This is a genomic window from Porphyromonas sp. HMSC077F02, assembly GCF_001815465.1.
Lineage (GTDB): Bacteria > Bacteroidota > Bacteroidia > Bacteroidales > Porphyromonadaceae > Porphyromonas_A > Porphyromonas_A somerae.
Map to the genome: position 1 here is coordinate 126,361 of NZ_KV820675.1, position 16,538 is coordinate 142,898.

Consider the following 16,538-nt stretch of genomic DNA (forward strand, 5'->3'; position numbering starts at 1 on the left):
TTGCTTAGTTGCATCTCAACTTTTACCCTACTAGTATAGGGGTTTTATGGAGGGCAAGAGATGGCATCTTTGTCCTATAAATAATGTGGTTCAATAGACAAGGGGTCGAATGGTAATTGATGATTTTTCTGTCAATACTCATATACACCGTATATATAGATCAGATTTATATGGGTAACTGAGGGCTATAAAATAGGGGCTCTACCCATAAAGTATGAGGGAAAACTGTATTTTCTGCTTGAAAACTATGTGTGAATACCTATTTATTGGTATCTTTGCTGTGGCGAATAATTAACTAATCATTAAGAAACAATCATTTTTATTATGGCACATTTTATTCAAGACTCATGCATCGCTTGTGGAAGTTGTATTGACGAGTGTCCTGTAGGGGCAATTTCTGAGGGTGATATCTACTCTATTGATGCCGATACTTGTATTGATTGTGGTAATTGTGCAGAGGCTTGTCCTACTGACTCAATTATTGCTCAGTAATAAGGACGAATAACTTGCAAAACAGATGTGCGGTGGTAGCAAAAGTCTACCATCGCGCATTTTTTTGTTTTTAGTGGTTAGCTGGTACCAGATTAAGTATCTACTCCTTCACAATATGAGACAGTTGCACGAAGGCGATCTGCTGCGCCTAGGCTTCCGTAAGGATGCCAAGGTACATAATGTTGCTTTAGGAATTCGCCAACGGTCACGTACGTGAGTACGCTCCCTTCGGTCTTATCCTCAGTGCCTATTTAGGTACCTTGGCACCCTAACGGTTGCCTTGCATCTCATCCTTCGTGCAAAGTATCAGCACATTTGCTTCAAATGTGCGAGAATGGCACTTCGTGCAAACATTCTCAATATGTATGTTTTGGAACCTATTTTGCGAATAATCTCGTGTAACTTGCGTAAAAAGAGGTATCTTTGCGAAAGTTTAACTATTCTAAGAAGAATTATAAGTCATAAAGTGAATCTATACTTACTATTGAATCAAAATGAAACGTATAAGCTCTAAACTATGGAGAGGGCGATCTTCTCTGTTAGCAGTGACTATAAGCGCACTAGCCTTAACTACTTATGCCAATGAACCAGTTAACCTAGGACCTACTCCTTTGGACTCAGTGTGGATGCAATATTCACTAGAGGATGTAGTGGTAATGGGGATTAAGGAGCAGTCTAAGCTTCGCGTTGAACCGATTAGCTCTACCTCGTTGGGAGTTGAGCAACTACAGGTTCGGAATGTCAATAGTGTGAAGGAGGTGCTTGGAATGGTGCCCAACTTCATTATGATTGATCGTGATACTCCTCATACCTCTTCGGTATTGGTGCGTGGTATTGGCTCGAAGCTACAACCCGCGGGGGTGATGTATGTGGATGGTATTCCTCACTTTGAGAAGTCGACATTTGATCTTTCCTTAAACGACGTAGAGCAGCTAGAGTTTCTTAGAGGACCACAAGGCACTACCTTTGGTAGAAATGCCATTGGCGGAGTGATCTTGATGCAGACTCGTTCACCATTTAAGTACCAAGGGAATAAAGTTAGAGTGGGCTACGGTCGTTTCAATGAAGTGCGTGTAGATGCGTCTCGACTAGCTCGGGTGGGTACGCACTGGGCTTACTCTATTGCAGGTAACTATCAGCATCTAGGGGGGTATCTCGTAAATAGTTTTGATGACTCAAGTGCCGATAAAGCCGATAAGGGCGGAGTGAATGCCAAGCTGGAGTACTCTCCTAATGAGAATACACTCTATAGGCTCACTCAGAGCGTAGACTATGTAAAGCAGGGTGCCTTTACCTATGGTACTGTAGATATGGAGACGATGAAGGTGCCTACGATTAGTTTGGATCACCCTAGTGAGTATACTCGCCTGATCTACGATGGTGGCCTTTCTGCGTCCTACCACAGTGATCAATTTTTGCTCAAAGGGCAGCTCTCTTCGCATATCGTGAATGCAAGCTATGATGTGGATCAAGATGGTTCTCCTAAAGACCTTTACTATGCTTTACAAAAGGAGAAGCAGCGTCTCTTCTCACAGGAGCTCTCTATGATTGGTAAAAATGAGGGTTGGTACAATTGGAGCTTTGGCCTTTTTGCATTTGAACAGCAGATCAATAGGGATGTGGATGTGACGATAAATAAGCCTAAGTCGGTGCTCATCAAGCGTTTGAATGATCAATTTACTTGGGGCGCAGCACTTTATCACCAGAGTAAGTTCTCTCTTTCGGAGGAGTTTAAGATAGAAGCGGGTGTCCGTGTTGATTACGAGAAAAGCCGACTAGCGTATTCGGAGGATAAAAATGGCAAGAAGTCGGAGAGTGATAATTCTCTTCCTTTCGTCCAAGTAAGTCCTAAGGTCTCTTTTCAGTACTTTATAGTGCCAGACTTTCAGGTCTATGCTACTGTAACTAAGGGGTATGTGACGGGAGGCTTCAATACTGTCTATGTGGGTACTGAAAATCGCTCTTACGATGCCGAGCATAGCTGGAATTATGAGGTCGGTGCTAAGGGTGAGATCATTCCTGGTAGATTGACGACAGAGTTGGTGGCCTTTGCGGTGACAACGCGAGATAAACAACTGAGTAAAATAATTCCTGTAACAGGCCAGGTTACCTATAACGCAGGTGCTTCTAGAAGTATCGGTCTAGAGGCTGCACTGGATGCTCAGCTGACTAAGCAATGGGGGCTCTCGGCTTCATACGGTTTTACTAATGCGAAGTTTACTGACTATGTAACGGATAAGGGGATTGACTTTGGGGGTAAATATCTCCCCTTTGTGCCAGAGCATACATTGGCAGTGAATACGCAATATCGGATTCCTTTCAAGGGTCAGTTGCTAGATAGTGCTACTATCCACCTCGGTTATAGAGGTATCGGTGATATGTATTGGCATGAGGATAATAAGGTAAAGCAGGACTTCTACCAGCTCCTAGATGCGTCTCTATCTTTTAAGCGTGATGGATTTACTTGTACACTTTGGGGTACCAACCTATTGAATAGCTACTACTTAGGCTACTTCTACACCCAAAGTGGAAGGAATATGGGTAAGCCAGGTGCACCTCTTAAAGCTGGGGTGACTGTAGAACTCAACTTCTAAGGCTAAATGGGGCGACAAAAGTCTTACAACCTATTCACCTTCTTTTCGCTCTACATTGCGCAATCGGTGCCGATGAGCTTCTTTGCCGCAGTATTACCAATACTTATGCGGCAAGGAGCTTATTCGCTCACCGCTATTGCGCTCATTAAGCTGATTAAGATTCCGTGGATTATTAAATTCCTTTGGTCGCCATTGGTGGATCGGCATACTAAGGAGGTGCTGGACTATAAGCGGTGGATTGTGGTCTCGGAGATACTCTATGCTTTGATTATTTTAGTAGTGGCACTTCTTAAATTGGATACTACTCCAATCTTGGTCATAGGGTTGATTTTTATTGCTTTCCTGATGTCGGCGACTCAAGATATTGCTACCGATGCGCTGGCGGCTCGCTCTTTTCTCCCTAGTGATCGTGGATTGATTAATAGCATGCAGTCGATGGGCTCCTTTGCCGGTAGTATGGTGGGTAGTGGGGTGCTATTGGTGCTCTTTCACAAACTGGGGTGGCACCATATGTTGCCTTGGGTGTCGCTCTTTGTTTTAGTTGCCCTGATCCCACTTTTGCAGAATAAGGGAATTGAGCTTCAACCAACAGCCGAAAAGGAGCGTCCTATAGCACGACCTAAGGATATGCTCACCTTCTTCACGCAGAAGGGGATCTACAAGCATGTCATTTTTCTACTCCTTTTTTACACTGGTATCATCGGTCTGCTTTCCAACCTTCGCCCTATGATGGTGGACTTTGGATATGAGATGAAGGAGATTGGTTTTATCGTGGGTATCTGTGGTACCGCTATGGGTATTCTAGGCTCTTTTTTATCGGGTCTCGGGGTAAAGTATCTGGGTCGAAAGTGGATGAGGCGACTTGTGTCGCTACTGATTGTAGGTACCTCTACGCTCTTTTTAATCACCTATAATGGAGGTCTCCTTGGACAGCATACCCCCTTTATATTTGTGGCTATTGGGTCGGTATGGCTTACCTATGGGATGGCTTCCACTTTGGTCTATACTACTAGTATGGACTTGGTGCGATCGGGTAGGGAGGGAACCGATTTTACCCTCCAAATCGTGGTGACTCACTTGAGCTCTATGCTCTTCTCTATCTCCTTTGCCCGTGTGGCCGATGTGACTGGGTACCAAGGTCTATTTACCCTTTCACTAGTAATGGGGCTACTCACAACGCTATATATATGGTTTTACAATCCAAAGAAAGTAATAGATGAATCCGCTATTAGATAAGTACAATCGTCCTGTTCCGAGGTATACTAGTTATCCCCCTGCCAATTTCTTTCATGCTGGTGTCGGAGAGCGAGATTTCTTGGAGGCTGTGGAGCAGTCTAATGATGAGGTGCCGTCGCTTCTCTCTTTTTATATCCACTTTCCTTACTGTGAACAGAAGTGTTTTTATTGTGGCTGTAATTCTTACCTGAGATGTAAGGAGGAGGATGACGATGTCTACTTTGAGGCGGTGCTGAGTGAGATAGATAGGGTGATTGAGCGAATTGATAGCTCTCGTAATATTGCACAGATACACTTTGGCGGAGGAAGCCCGAGCCTTGCGGATCCAAGACTTTTGGGTAAGGTGATGGATAGATTGATCTCTCGCTTTGCGGTGATTGAAAAGCCAGAGATTGCTATTGAGTGCCACCCTAGTCACTTGACACGTGAGGGGTATGAGGCGTTGCTTTCTCTTGGCTTTACAAGGGTGAGCTTGGGGGTGCAGGACTTTAATCCTGAAGTACTTAAGGTGGTTCATCGCATGCCACCCCTCCTCCCGATAGAGGAGGTGCAAAGGATTATGTCGGGCTATGGAGTGCCCCTTAATCTGGATTTTATCTATGGCTTGCCACTGCAGACGGTGGAGAGTTTTGAGGAGACTATCAAGCGAGCCATTGCTTTGCACCCTAGTCGGCTAGTCACCTTTTCGTATGCACACGTCCCATCAATGTTCCCTGCCCAAAAGATCTTAGAGCAGAGGGGATTACCCTCTTCGGAGGTCAAGGAAGAGATGTATCAGCGTGCTAGGAAACTGCTCCTAGATAGTGGCTATCTACAGATAGGATTGGATCACTTTGTCCTTCCTTCGGATGAGCTTCATCAAGCGGCGGTGGAACGAACACTACACCGCAATTTCCAGGGGTACTGCACACGTCGTACCACAGGGCAGGTCTATGCTTTTGGAGTGTCGGCTATCTCACAGCTTACTTCGGGATATGTGCAGAATACCAAGGATATTCCTACTTACCTTAAGACCATCAAGTCGGGTCACCTACCTATTGATCGTGGTCTGCTGCTTACTAGGGAACAAAGAATTATTCGAGAGGTGATCACCACCTTTATGTGCAATGAGCGCATCTCGTGGAGCGACCTTGCCCAAAGACTTCAACTAACTCCAGAAGAGGTGAAGGGGGCAACTGCTTTTAATGAAAAAGAGATGGAGGCGATGGCACTAGATGGCTTGATTTTACTCTCTGATGATGAAGTGCGTATGGCGACTCCAGGCTCCCCGCTTCTTCGTTATGTCGCTTCTCGTCTTGACCCTCTCCAGAGTGAAGGTGGTAAGATCTACTCCAAACCAGTCTAAGGCACCACCCTATTAAAGTCGGCTTAATAGCGTTTTTATGGATTTGAAAAAAGTGATGTGGAGATGAAAGCAAAGAAAAAGAGACAACAAGGTGGGCACCCACAACGTGGCAAGGACCGTTTGAGTAAGCAGAGCAGAGGTGAAGATAATGAGAAGACCATAGCTGAATTGATGAAGAGGAAGCGAGAGCTGGAGGAGCAGCTCTTTAGGCAGACTGTTTGGACTGAAGCGTTGGAAGAACTGATAAATGTTGCCGAAGAGAACTTCAATATTAAGATAAGAGACGAATCTTTCAAAAGAAAGTAGTCGTTTGTAATCATCAAGATTAACACAGAGTATTGCTATCGCTGATTTAGAGCCTTGTTACAAAAAAGTCTCAAATGAGGATTTTTTTTGTGCAACAGTCTCAAGACGAACCTAATCACATACGACGCTATGGATGTAAAGATGAAAACCTAGTATTAAGAAGTTTCGTGTACTTGAAACATTGAATTTGGCAGTGAGAAAGGATGAGTGTGATTCACTTTAAGATTATTATTGGCGAGATAAATGATGATATCTATTGCATGTGATTGATGAGATATGAACGACGAAGGTACTCCTCAATAGCGACGATAAACTTGTAATAGCTTGCATTGAACCTCCATCCGTAAAAGTAATTTGAACCTACAGGTCAAAAAATATTGGTGGATATTTGGTGGATTAAAAATTTATTGCTACCTTTGCAGAGCAAAATCAAAAGGATACTTTCTTTGAGAGTTAGACTTTTTTGCGGCTGTGGCGTAATTGGTAGCCGCGCTAGACTTAGGATCTAGTGGAGCAATCCGTGGGGGTTCGAGTCCCTTCAGCCGCACACTATACGTGTTGTTTTTACGTTTTAGTAGATTGTAAGTTTTTGGTTTTGGTTGCTCTGAGATGTTTCATCCCAGAGCTCTTTTTATGCCTTCTTATTAACGAGGTGCTATTGAACTATCTGGTTTTGCCTATAAACATTTAGGTTACGATGTTATCTTTAATGTGCTATTGTGGATGTGCTAAGATGGGTTTGAGAGATAAAAGATGAGCTGAGAGTGGGCTATATGCCATTCTCAGCTCATATTTTGTTTTAGTCCTTAGGGTGGCTTTATAGGTTGGATTGGATTGCTACGGCCATCTCCTTCATCTTTTCGGGATCGGGGTTAGGTACTTTGTGATTGAAGTCCATATCCTTCTCCTTCTGTATTGGAATCAAGTGTATGTGTGCGTGAGGCACCTCCAGCCCCATTACTGCCATCCCGACGCGATTGCAGCTAGTTGCCTTCTTAATCGCAGCCGCCACCTTCTTTGCAAAGAGTATCATTTCCGATAGCTCTGCATCCTCTAGGTCAAAGAGGTAATTCTCCTCTCGCTTTGGCACCACTAGAGTGTGTCCGTATTGTACAGGGAAGGCGTCTAGGAAGGCACAGAAGCGCTCGTCCTCCGCTACAATGTAGCCAGGAATCTCTCCTTGTATGATTTTCGTGAATATCGTTGCCATAGATCAATTAGCTTATATGGTAATCTCTTCAATCTTAAACGTCACAATACCTGCGGGCACTTGTATCTCTACCACATCTCCCACCTTTTTGCCGATCAATCCCTTAGCTATCGGGGTGGAGATAGCCATCTTTCCTTTGCGGATATCGCTTTCGGTGTCGGAGACAATGGTGTAGGTCTTCACCTGATTATTGCTCATATTGCGAATGGTTACGGTGTTGAGCATCTGTACCGTCTCCGTGCCTATCTTTTTAGTGTCAATGATACGGATATTCTGTAGCTGCATTCTCAGCTGTGCAATCCTATCTTCTAGAAGTGCTTGTTTCTCCTTAGCGGCAGAATACTCTGCATTTTCAGAGAGGTCACCCTTGTCGCGTGCTTCGGCAATAGCCTGTATCACCTCTGGTCGTTCTATCTCCTCTAGCTTTCTGATCTCTTCAAGGAGGTTTTGGTATCCCTCCTCAGTCATATAGATGTAATCCATAAGTATCTCTATTTCTTAGTCCCTCTAATGGTAAAAAACAACAACTCCAAGCAAGGGGCACTCTCGTCCGCCTAACATGGAATCGCTACTACAAAGACCCTATCAAGGGTTAAAGTAATCTCTTCTCTCTAATCTTATATTACTACGTTCTCTCAATTAGTTAACTGCTACAAAGGTAACCTCTTTTGAGGACTGTGCCAAATATTTACTCTTAAATTCCCATTTTCTGTTTCGGCACGTAGGTATACATGTAGTGCAAAAATACCTACAATTAGGTATTGAGGTTCTCTGATAAAGAGGTTACTTTTGTATCTAATTAAATACTGATCAATGAGACTATCTGAACTACATACGGGTGAGAGGGCAATTATTCTAAAACATCATACCGATAAGGCGTTTCGAAAGCGGTTGATGGAGATGGGGTTTATACCAGGCGAGGAGATTTTGGTGGTAAAAAATGCCCCGCTAAAGGACCCTGTAGAGTATCGTATTCTCAATTATGATGTGACGCTCCGACGGAGTGAGGCCAAGCTGATTGAAGTGGACCCACTTCATACTACCGCGGCCCATAGGCGGAAGCAAGGCGAAGGTGCCACTTCTTCGTTTTATCTATCTAAGGGACGTCACAATTCCAATGAAAAACAACGTCCAGAGCAACGAATTCGGGTCGCCTTTGTGGGCAATCCAAATTGCGGTAAGACCTCCCTCTTCAATGCGGCGAGTGGAGCTCACGAGCATGTGGGCAACTATAGTGGCGTGACGGTAGAGGCTAAGACGGCTACATACCGACAGGGAGGTTATACCTTTGATCTGATCGACCTGCCAGGGGCTTACTCTATCAGCTCGTATAGTCCAGAAGAGAAGTACATTAGCCAGTACTTGATGGGCGATGAGCGACCAGATGTGGTGGTCAACGTGGTGGACTCGACCAACTTGGAGCGCCACCTCTATATGACCGCCCAGCTACTTGAGACCAGTATCCCAGTAGTGGTGGCACTCAATATGTGGGATGAGTTGGAAGCCTCTAGTAGTGAGTTAGATACCGAGCAGTTGACTCGCCTGATTGGAGTACCTCTCTGTCCTACCAATGGCCGAACGGGGCGTGGTATAAAGAACCTCTTTGAGCATGTAGCTACGATCTATAACAACCGTTCTCAGGAGCTTCGAGTGGTAGATATTCGTTATCGCCAAGAGGTGGAGACAGCAATTGCAGAGCTGAGCGAGTCACTTAGAGAGCATTGGCAGCAGTTCCCCCAAGTGGTACAAGAGTTGAGGCCACGCTATATGGCTATTAAGTTGCTGGAGGAGGATGAGGCGATGCAAGAGGTAGTTGCCATGCTACCCGATAGAGGTGTAGCCTTGCTACACCAGGTGGCAGAGCTGAATGAGAGGTACGCCAAGCATACCGATAATGATATCCAGCACGATATCACCAATGGTCGTTACGGCTTTGTACGCGGTGCCTTGCAAGAGACTTACCGTACCAATTACGACTCTATCACCGAGCGTAATCGTAAGATCGACCATATATTAACTCACAAGATTTGGGGCTTCCCCATCTTTATTGCGGTTATATTCTTGATGTTCCAGCTCACCTTTATACTCGGCGAATATCCAATGAATTGGATAGAGTCGGGAGTGGCGTGGTTAGGCCAATGGATTGGCGAGCTGATGCCAGAGGGGATGCTCAAGGACCTATTAGTAGATGGTGTAATTGCTGGAGTAGGGGGTGTGCTCGTCTTCCTGCCTAATATCGTGATTCTGTATCTATGCCTTGCCATTATCGAGGATACCGGCTATATGGCTAGGGCCGCCTTTATTATGGACCGGCTGATGCACCTGATAGGATTGCATGGAAAGTCCTTTATCCCGCTTGTGATGGGTTTTGGCTGTAACGTTCCTGCGGTGATGGCTACACGTACCATAGAGAATCGTAATAATCGTCTCGTGACGATGCTGATTATCCCCTTTATGAGTTGTAGTGCCAAGCTGCCAGTCTACCTATTACTTGCTGGGGCTTTCTTCCCCCACAATGCAGGTTTGGTGCTCTTCGTGCTATACTTCTCTGGTATCTTGGTGGCGGTGCTGAGTGCATTGATATTTAAGCGACGCTTCAATACTGCTAAAGAGACCCCCTTTGTGATGGAGCTACCGCCTTACCGTATTCCTACGCTCAAAAGTGTATTACTGCATATGTGGGAGCGGGCAAAGCAATACCTGCAGAAGATGGGAACCGTGATTCTAGTCGCCTCTATCGCTATTTGGGCGTTGAGCTACTTCCCCAATGTTCATAAACTAGAGGAGCCGCAGCAAGATGCTCTTATTGCCCAACATATTGAGAAGGTTAGGGCACAAGAGCAGACCGATTTCGAGGCGATGGATCGTGACCATCAGCTCACCATGGTACAGCAAGAGTACTCACTCATTGGTCGCTTAGGACACGCCATCCAGCCTGTCTTTAAGTGGCATGGGTACGATTGGAGAATGAGCGTTTCGCTCCTCACAGGTGTGGCTGCAAAGGAGATCGTAGTGAGTACCATGGGCGTACTATTTACTGGTGATGGCGATAATGAGGCACTCCTTTCGAGTAAACTACAGAATGCCACTTACCCCGATGGGTCCAAAGTCTTAGACCCTGTGATAGCCCTTTCGTTTATGATATTTGTGCTGGTCTATATCCCTTGTATCAGCACGGTAGTAGCCATTGGTCGGGAGAGTGGGCGATGGAGATATGCCCTCTATAGTACTCTCTACTCCATCTCTGTGGGGTGGGTATTGGCACTACTGGTATCAGTAGTGGGACATTTGATCATATAAGTTTAGCGAGCTCTTGCCAATTCTAGAATGGCTTCAGCAGCCAACCTCGATGATGGTTGAGCTGTCTGAAGCTTTTCTTTTATCTCCTGGTACTGCTCCAGCATCTTGCTTCGCTTCTCACCCTCCATAGTCAATGGGGCAAGGGCATTCCAGATCTTATCCTCCTTAAATAAACCGCCAAATAGCTCCTGCACCACAGGCTCATCGGCCACAAGATTTACGAGTGAAATATAGGGGGTTGTAAATAGATGCTTAAAGATAAAATTGGCTAGGTAACCCGCCCTTTGGGCATAGCAAACCACCTGAGGCGTGCCAAGAAGTGCTGTCTCAAGCGTGGCAGTGCCACTTGTGACCAGAGCAACCCTTGCCCCTTTCACTACCCGATAGGTATCGTCAAAGACCAGCTCCACCTCCTTCACTCCCTCTAGAAGGGGTGCATAGACCTCTCTAGGCAAGCTACTCGTGCCAGCTATCTTGATATGAAGGTCGGGAAAAGAGTTAGCTACCTGTAGCATCGTTGGTAGGTTCTGATTCACCTCCGAGCGTCGACTACCTGGCAATAGAGCAACGTAAGGAGGGCAGTCAGTGGCTTCGTAACTGCTCAAAAACTGCTGAACTTGCTCTAAGGTAGGATTGCCAATATACTTTACCTGGTCCAACTGCTGTTGCTGGAAGAAAGGTATCTCAAAGGGAAAAATGGAGAGAATAAGGTCTGTATCTGTACGAAGTCTCTTGATTCGTCCCTTCTTCCACGCCCATACCTTTGGAGGGATGAAATAGACGATTTTTGTCTGTGGAAGCTGTTTGCGTACAAAGGGCAATACATACTGAAAGCAGAAACTGGCATAGTCGGTGCAGATAACCACATCTGGACGGGTGTTGATCAGTGCCGTTTGGAGTGCCTTCCCCGCCTCGCGGATGGTGCCGATATTCTTTGCTACATCCACAAAGCCCATAAAGGCGAGGTGCTCCGAAGCGATCACACACTCACCACCCACCTCTCTCATACGTGGGCCTCCCATAAAAGTAAAAGAGGCTGAGGGGTCTAGACTCCTCAGCTCTTTCATTAATCTTGATGTGTGGAGGTCTCCACTAGCCTCACCTGCGACCAGAAAGTAGTTCATTACTCGTCCCAGTGCTTTATTTGTTGGATAAATTCGTAGTCCGTCACATCAATATTGCAAGGAACGATCGTGGCATACCCCTTCTTCAGGAGCTGGATATCCCAGTTTTGATTGATCGGCTCCGCCAGTTTAATACTTCCCGACAGCCAGTAGACATCTCTACCTGTCGGAGTGGTTTGGCAGACATATTCATTGACATACTTACCATCGGCTTGGCTGCAAACCTTTAGCCCCCTCACCTCAGGCACATTGGGGACATTCACATTGAGGTAGACCCCCTTCGGGATCCCCTCCTTCAATATCTTACGAGCAATCGTGCGGGCAAAGCGACAACAGTCCAAGTAATCACTCTCCTGATCTCCTTGTAAAAGCGAGATAGCAAAGGAGGGAATGTTGAAAATAGTTCCCTCAATCGCCGCACCTAGGGTACCAGAGTAGTTCACGGCAATACCCTCATTTCCACCATGATTGATGCCCGCTACCACTAGATCGGGGAGGGTGGGGAGGATCTCATTCAAGGCGAGCTTCACACAGTCAGCTGGCGTGCCACTGCAGCTGTAAATCGTCAGACCTGGCTCCGTCTCCACCATATTGAAGTGGATTGGTATCGAGGAGGTGATGGCGCTAGAGGTACCACTCCGAGGACCATCGGGTGCCACCACCACGATATCCCCGAGGTCTCTCAACGCGGTATAGAGCTCCTCAAGCCCCTTGGCAAATACCCCGTCGTCATTACTCACCAGTATCAGAGGCCTTTTGCTAATCATTGTACTGGTATCTCTAGTAGTTTGATATCAAAAATCAGCGTAGAGTAGCCAGGAATCTTATTGTATTGGGTATAGGCACCATAGCCTAGCTGGTAAGGCACTACCACCTCCCAATGATCCCCTACATTCATCATCTGTAGGGCATACTGCACCCCAAGTACTAGTTTGTTGACAGGGCTAGTAATCTCCCCCTTCTCCTGAAATATCTCACCTGAAATAAAGCGACCACTCAGCTCCATCTTCACCGTACTCTCCTGATATGGATAGCTAGGATTCTGCTCCTTCGAGCCTTCAAGAACCTTGTAGTAGATATGGTAATTTGTATTGAGGAAGTTACTCTCCGTATACCCCTTTTCCACCGCCTTCTCTATGAAAGCATCATTCTCCTTCTTGTAGTTACTCTCCTCCATTGGCTGCTCTACATTGCAGCTAGAAAGCGAGAGAAGTAGGGCGCCCAATACCACTATCCATAGTTGTATAAGGGGAAGGTTTAGTACTCTCTTCATAATCTATTTATATTTTCTTGAGCAATGACTGCATACTCACACTCTCCTCAATGATATGGCGAAGTTCACCGATCTCCACACGCTCCTGCTCCATAGAGTCGCGGTGGCGGATCGTCACCTTGCCATCCTCGATACTCTCGTGATCCACGGTTACGCAGAATGGAGTCCCGAGTGCATCCTGTCTACGGTAACGCTTTCCGATAGAGTCCTTCTCATCATAATCACAAGGGAAGTGAAACTTCAGGTCGTCAACGATCTGCTGTGCTAGCTCTGGAAGACCATCCTTGCGTACCAATGGTAGTACCGCTACCTTCTTAGGCGCCAAAGCAGCTGGCAAACGAAGTACCACACGTACCTCACCATTCTCTAGCTGCTCCTCATCGTAGCAACCAAATAGAATACTGAGGAATAGTCGGTCCACCCCGATAGAGGTCTCCACTACATAGGGTACATAGCTCTCATTAAGCTCAGGATCAAAGTAGCGCATCTTCTTACCCGAGAACTCCTCATGACGCTTCAGGTCAAAGTCGGTACGTGAGTGAATACCCTCCACCTCCTTAAAGCCAAACGACATCTCAAACTCAATATCTGTTGCGGCATTAGCATAGTGAGCTAGCTTCTCATGATCGTGGAAACGATACTTGTTATCCCCCAAGCCTAAAGCCTTGTGCCAGCGTAGTCGACGCTCCTTCCACTTCTCGTACCACTCAAGCTCTGTACCTGGGGCTACAAAGAACTGCATCTCCATCTGCTCAAACTCACGCATACGGAAGATAAATTGGCGAGCCACAATCTCATTGCGGAAGGCCTTACCAATCTGTGCAATACCAAAAGGCACCTTCATACGGCCACTCTTCTGCACATTGAGAAAGTTGACAAAGATACCTTGAGCTGTCTCCGGACGTAAATATACCTTCATAGCACCCTCCGACGTAGAGCCCATCTCAGTGGCAAACATTAGGTTGAACTGACGTACATCGGTCCACTCCTTAGAGCCACTAATAGGATCCACAATCTCACAATCCACAATCAATTGCTTGAGGGCTGTGAGGTCGTTGTCCTCCATTGACTTTACATACCTGCTGTGCACCCCATCATACTCCTCTTGGTATCTGATTACCCTTGCGTTCGTTGCACGGTATTGAGCCTCATCAAAGGCATCGCCAAAACGCTTGCGAGCCTTCTCAATCTCCTTATTGATCTTCGCCTCAATCTTATCTAGATGCTCCTCAATCAGCACATCAGCACGATACCGCTTCTTCGACACCTTATTGTCAATCAGTGGGTCGTTAAAAGCATCCACGTGTCCCGAGGCTTTCCAGATCGTTGGGTGCATAAAGATGGCCGAGTCAATACCTACTACATTGTCATTGAGTAGGGTCATGGCATCCCACCAGTACCTCTTGAGATTGTTTTTGAGTTCTACACCATTCTGACCATAGTCGTATACTGCCCCTAGACCATCATATATCTCCGATGAGGGGAATACAAAACCATACTCCTTGCAGTGCGATATAATCTTCTTAAATATATTGTCAATCTCTTTCTGTGCCATTGTCACCTAATAAATATTTGTTTCTTATTCTTTTACCAACTACAAAGATACACATTTTCCTCCCAAAGTTACTCCTTTGGTACCTCGTCCTCCTCTTTTCGGGTGATAATAGTATCATCAATAGGCGTTTTGAGCGAAATAAAGTAGAAGAGCGCCATGGTGATGATATGTGCCACGATCCAGTAGACATGGTCCACTCTGATAGGCACCACGGGATTGTAGAGCAGACCAACCAGTGCCATGAGGCACATCAAGAGGGTCACCGCCTTTTTCTCGCGATAGCTGCGGAATACATAGTAAAAAGCACCACCGCAGATGAATACTTGGCAAACACTCTCAAGGAAGGGAATGTGAATCCGCTCAATGAAGAGCAACACCAATGCCGATAAGGCAAATACCAGGTAAAGTGACTTGTTATTCATCTTCTAGTTTCAGTCCTTCGTAAAATAGATTGAGTAGCTTATTAGCCCCCACAAACGAACTCATTTTATCCTCCAAAATCGCACGCTCCACCCTAGGAAGCTCCTCTTGGATTGCAGGATTGGAGTAGAAGCTATTTTTAAGGGCTTCATTGATACTCTCGTACATCCAGTACTTTGTCTGCTCATTGCGGTGGCGGTAGAAGTAGCCATTATCCTTTACAAAGGCTATGAAGCGATCAATCATGCTCCACACCTCGTCGATCCGTAGGTCGTAAAACCCAGAGTAGGTGAGCACCTCGGGTGTCCAACCACTCTCTGCTGGTGGAAAGAGGTGCAGTGCATTGCGGAAGTGCTGTGCCGCCAGTTCTGCTGGCTTAATATTGTCGCCATCTGCCTTGTTGATCACAATGCCATCAGCCATCTCCATAATTCCACGCTTAATCCCTTGCAGCTCATCGCCAGTGCCAGCCAGCTGTATCAAGAGGAAAAAGTCGACCATCGAGTGCACCGCCGTCTCCGACTGACCTACACCCACCGTCTCTACAAAGATGGTATCAAAGCCAGCCGCCTCGCAGAGGATAATGCTCTCGCGAGTTTTGCGGGCTACACCGCCTAGCGAGCCAGCCGAAGGGCTAGGGCGGATAAAGGCATCCTCCTCCTTCGAAAGCCGCTCCATACGAGTCTTATCACCTAGGATACTCCCCTTGGATCGCTCGCTCGAGGGGTCAATGGCAAGTACTGCCAACTTATGTCCCCCTTTTACCACATGCATTCCAAAAGCATCAATAGAGGTACTCTTACCAGCTCCTGGCACGCCTGTGATGCCAATGCGTACCGATTTGCCAGAATAAGGGAGGCATCGCTCGATCACCTCCTGTGCCTTTTGTCGATGTTCGGGCAAACGACTCTCCACTAGCGTCACCGCTTGTGAAAGCATTGCTCTATCGCCCGCCAAAATACCCTCCACATACTCATCTGTAGAGAGCAGACGGCGACGGCGTGGTTTGAAATACGGGTTGACAATCGGGGCATGGTTCACACCACTATTCACCTGTAGCCCTTTGTAATCACCAGAGTTTTCGGGGTGTTGATAGCTCATATAGTTTCTATTTATTGCGTTACTACTCACAACAAAGGTACCAAATAGCCACAAGATTAACCACCCCTCCACCCAGATATTATAGGGGTTACGCATTAGAAAGTTCTTACCGGAGAATGTTGCACGAAGTGCCATTCTCGCACATTTGCCGCAAATGTGCTGAGACTTTGAACGAAGGATGATTCAAAATGTGCTGAGACCTTGTACGAAGGATGAGATGCAAGGCGCTGAGGATGAGGGCGAAGGGAGCGTACTCACGTACGTGACCTAGACCGAATTCCGAAAGCAACGCAGCAGATCGCCTTCGTGCAACAGTCTCTACCGTATGGATTTTAGCGGGGTGTCTATGAAAAGGGACCCCGGCTGAGGGGTCCGTGTTAAATAGGCACAGGTCAAGGCACGCAGTGCCGAAGACCTGTGTGTAACGATGCGTAAAATACCCTTACGACCCCGGCCGAGGGGTCGGGACATCCTATCTCCAGGTCTGACCCCTCAGCCGGGGTCAAGGAGGTGGTGAATATGCTCTTACTTACACACAGGTCGTTCGAGGCTAACGCCCCTCCGACCTGTGCCTATTTAAGA

Annotated in this window: 14 protein-coding genes and 1 tRNA gene; 7 read left to right on the forward strand and 8 right to left on the reverse strand. The window is 46.5% G+C overall.

Translation table 11 applies throughout. The features are described 5' to 3' along the window. Positions 1-324 precede the first annotated feature (324 nt). From HMPREF3027_RS06150 to HMPREF3027_RS06175, 6 genes are all read left to right on the forward strand, one after another. Entirely contained in the window at positions 325-492 is a 168-nt protein-coding gene (locus HMPREF3027_RS06150; RefSeq protein ID WP_018028853.1) for a DUF362 domain-containing protein, read from the forward strand. A gap of 545 nt (positions 493-1,037) precedes the next feature. After that, a complete protein-coding gene (locus HMPREF3027_RS06155) occupies positions 1,038-3,086 on the forward strand; it encodes a TonB-dependent receptor (protein ID WP_246830549.1) in 2,049 nt (682 codons plus the stop codon). 6 nt (positions 3,087-3,092) lie between these two features. Further along, positions 3,093-4,322 (forward strand): MFS transporter, encoded by a 1,230-nt coding sequence (locus HMPREF3027_RS06160; RefSeq protein ID WP_070707653.1) that lies wholly within the window; start codon positions 3,093-3,095, stop codon positions 4,320-4,322. After that, a complete protein-coding gene (gene hemN / locus HMPREF3027_RS06165; RefSeq protein ID WP_070707654.1) occupies positions 4,303-5,667 on the forward strand; it encodes an oxygen-independent coproporphyrinogen III oxidase in 1,365 nt (454 codons plus the stop codon). Before HMPREF3027_RS06160 ends, hemN begins: the two co-directional genes overlap by 20 nt. A 63-nt stretch (positions 5,668-5,730) precedes the next feature. After that, the gene (locus tag HMPREF3027_RS06170) at positions 5,731-5,973 is read left to right on the forward strand and encodes a hypothetical protein (protein WP_070707655.1); all 243 of its coding nucleotides are present in this window, start codon (positions 5,731-5,733) and stop codon (positions 5,971-5,973) included. A 465-nt stretch (positions 5,974-6,438) separates the two neighbouring features. Beyond that, positions 6,439-6,520 (forward strand) — tRNA-Leu (locus HMPREF3027_RS06175). A 270-nt stretch (positions 6,521-6,790) separates the two neighbouring features. On the opposite strand, the gene HMPREF3027_RS06180 is transcribed toward HMPREF3027_RS06175, so the two are convergent. Continuing rightward, a complete protein-coding gene (locus tag HMPREF3027_RS06180) occupies positions 6,791-7,183 on the reverse strand; it encodes an HIT family protein (protein ID WP_070707656.1) in 393 nt (130 codons plus the stop codon). Positions 7,184-7,195: 12 nt separating this feature from the next. Further along, positions 7,196-7,666, reverse strand: coding sequence for a transcription elongation factor GreA (gene greA, locus HMPREF3027_RS06185; RefSeq protein WP_018029134.1), 471 nt, complete (start codon positions 7,664-7,666; stop codon positions 7,196-7,198). 330 nt (positions 7,667-7,996) lie between these two features. On the opposite strand from greA, the gene feoB reads away from it, so the two are divergent. After that, on the forward strand, positions 7,997-10,483 hold the full coding sequence (gene feoB / locus HMPREF3027_RS06190) for a ferrous iron transport protein B (RefSeq protein ID WP_070707657.1): 2,487 nt from the start codon (positions 7,997-7,999) through the stop codon (positions 10,481-10,483). A 2-nt stretch (positions 10,484-10,485) separates the two neighbouring features. Here the strand turns inward: feoB and lpxB are convergent, their stop codons facing one another. The 6 genes from lpxB to meaB form a co-directional block, all read right to left on the reverse strand. Further along, positions 10,486-11,607, reverse strand: a complete 1,122-nt coding sequence (gene lpxB / locus HMPREF3027_RS06195; protein ID WP_070707658.1) for a lipid-A-disaccharide synthase — start codon at positions 11,605-11,607, stop codon at positions 10,486-10,488. Next, positions 11,607-12,374, reverse strand: a complete 768-nt coding sequence (surE, locus tag HMPREF3027_RS06200; protein ID WP_070707659.1) for a 5'/3'-nucleotidase SurE — start codon at positions 12,372-12,374, stop codon at positions 11,607-11,609. The genes lpxB and surE overlap by 1 nt, the downstream gene beginning before the upstream one ends. Further along, on the reverse strand, positions 12,371-12,880 hold the full coding sequence (locus HMPREF3027_RS06205; RefSeq protein WP_070707660.1) for an FKBP-type peptidyl-prolyl cis-trans isomerase: 510 nt from the start codon (positions 12,878-12,880) through the stop codon (positions 12,371-12,373). Before HMPREF3027_RS06205 ends, surE begins: the two co-directional genes overlap by 4 nt. Positions 12,881-12,887: 7 nt before the next feature. Continuing rightward, positions 12,888-14,435, reverse strand: coding sequence for a glycine--tRNA ligase (locus HMPREF3027_RS06210; protein ID WP_018029129.1), 1,548 nt, complete (start codon positions 14,433-14,435; stop codon positions 12,888-12,890). A 68-nt stretch (positions 14,436-14,503) separates the two neighbouring features. Continuing rightward, positions 14,504-14,857, reverse strand: a complete 354-nt coding sequence (locus HMPREF3027_RS06215; protein WP_021902694.1) for a DUF6804 family protein — start codon at positions 14,855-14,857, stop codon at positions 14,504-14,506. Continuing rightward, positions 14,850-15,956 (reverse strand): methylmalonyl Co-A mutase-associated GTPase MeaB, encoded by a 1,107-nt coding sequence (meaB, locus tag HMPREF3027_RS06220; RefSeq protein WP_070707689.1) that lies wholly within the window; start codon positions 15,954-15,956, stop codon positions 14,850-14,852. The genes HMPREF3027_RS06215 and meaB overlap by 8 nt, the downstream gene beginning before the upstream one ends. Between the last annotated feature and the right edge of the window lie 582 nt (positions 15,957-16,538).

Coding starts and splice junctions, on each gene's coding strand:
- HMPREF3027_RS06205 (WP_070707660.1), bottom strand. CDS start 12,880: ATGAAGAGAGTACTAAACCTTCCCCTTATACAACTATGGATAGTGGTA.
- meaB (WP_070707689.1), bottom strand. CDS start 15,956: ATGAGCTATCAACACCCCGAAAACTCTGGTGATTACAAAGGGCTACAG.
- HMPREF3027_RS06160 (WP_070707653.1), top strand. CDS start 3,093: ATGGGGCGACAAAAGTCTTACAACCTATTCACCTTCTTTTCGCTCTAC.
- hemN (WP_070707654.1), top strand. CDS start 4,303: ATGAATCCGCTATTAGATAAGTACAATCGTCCTGTTCCGAGGTATACT.
- HMPREF3027_RS06150 (WP_018028853.1), top strand. CDS start 325: ATGGCACATTTTATTCAAGACTCATGCATCGCTTGTGGAAGTTGTATT.
- HMPREF3027_RS06180 (WP_070707656.1), bottom strand. CDS start 7,183: ATGGCAACGATATTCACGAAAATCATACAAGGAGAGATTCCTGGCTAC.
- lpxB (WP_070707658.1), bottom strand. CDS start 11,607: ATGAACTACTTTCTGGTCGCAGGTGAGGCTAGTGGAGACCTCCACACA.
- HMPREF3027_RS06215 (WP_021902694.1), bottom strand. CDS start 14,857: ATGAATAACAAGTCACTTTACCTGGTATTTGCCTTATCGGCATTGGTG.
- HMPREF3027_RS06210 (WP_018029129.1), bottom strand. CDS start 14,435: ATGGCACAGAAAGAGATTGACAATATATTTAAGAAGATTATATCGCAC.
- feoB (WP_070707657.1), top strand. CDS start 7,997: ATGAGACTATCTGAACTACATACGGGTGAGAGGGCAATTATTCTAAAA.
- surE (WP_070707659.1), bottom strand. CDS start 12,374: ATGATTAGCAAAAGGCCTCTGATACTGGTGAGTAATGACGACGGGGTA.
- greA (WP_018029134.1), bottom strand. CDS start 7,666: ATGGATTACATCTATATGACTGAGGAGGGATACCAAAACCTCCTTGAA.
- HMPREF3027_RS06170 (WP_070707655.1), top strand. CDS start 5,731: ATGAAAGCAAAGAAAAAGAGACAACAAGGTGGGCACCCACAACGTGGC.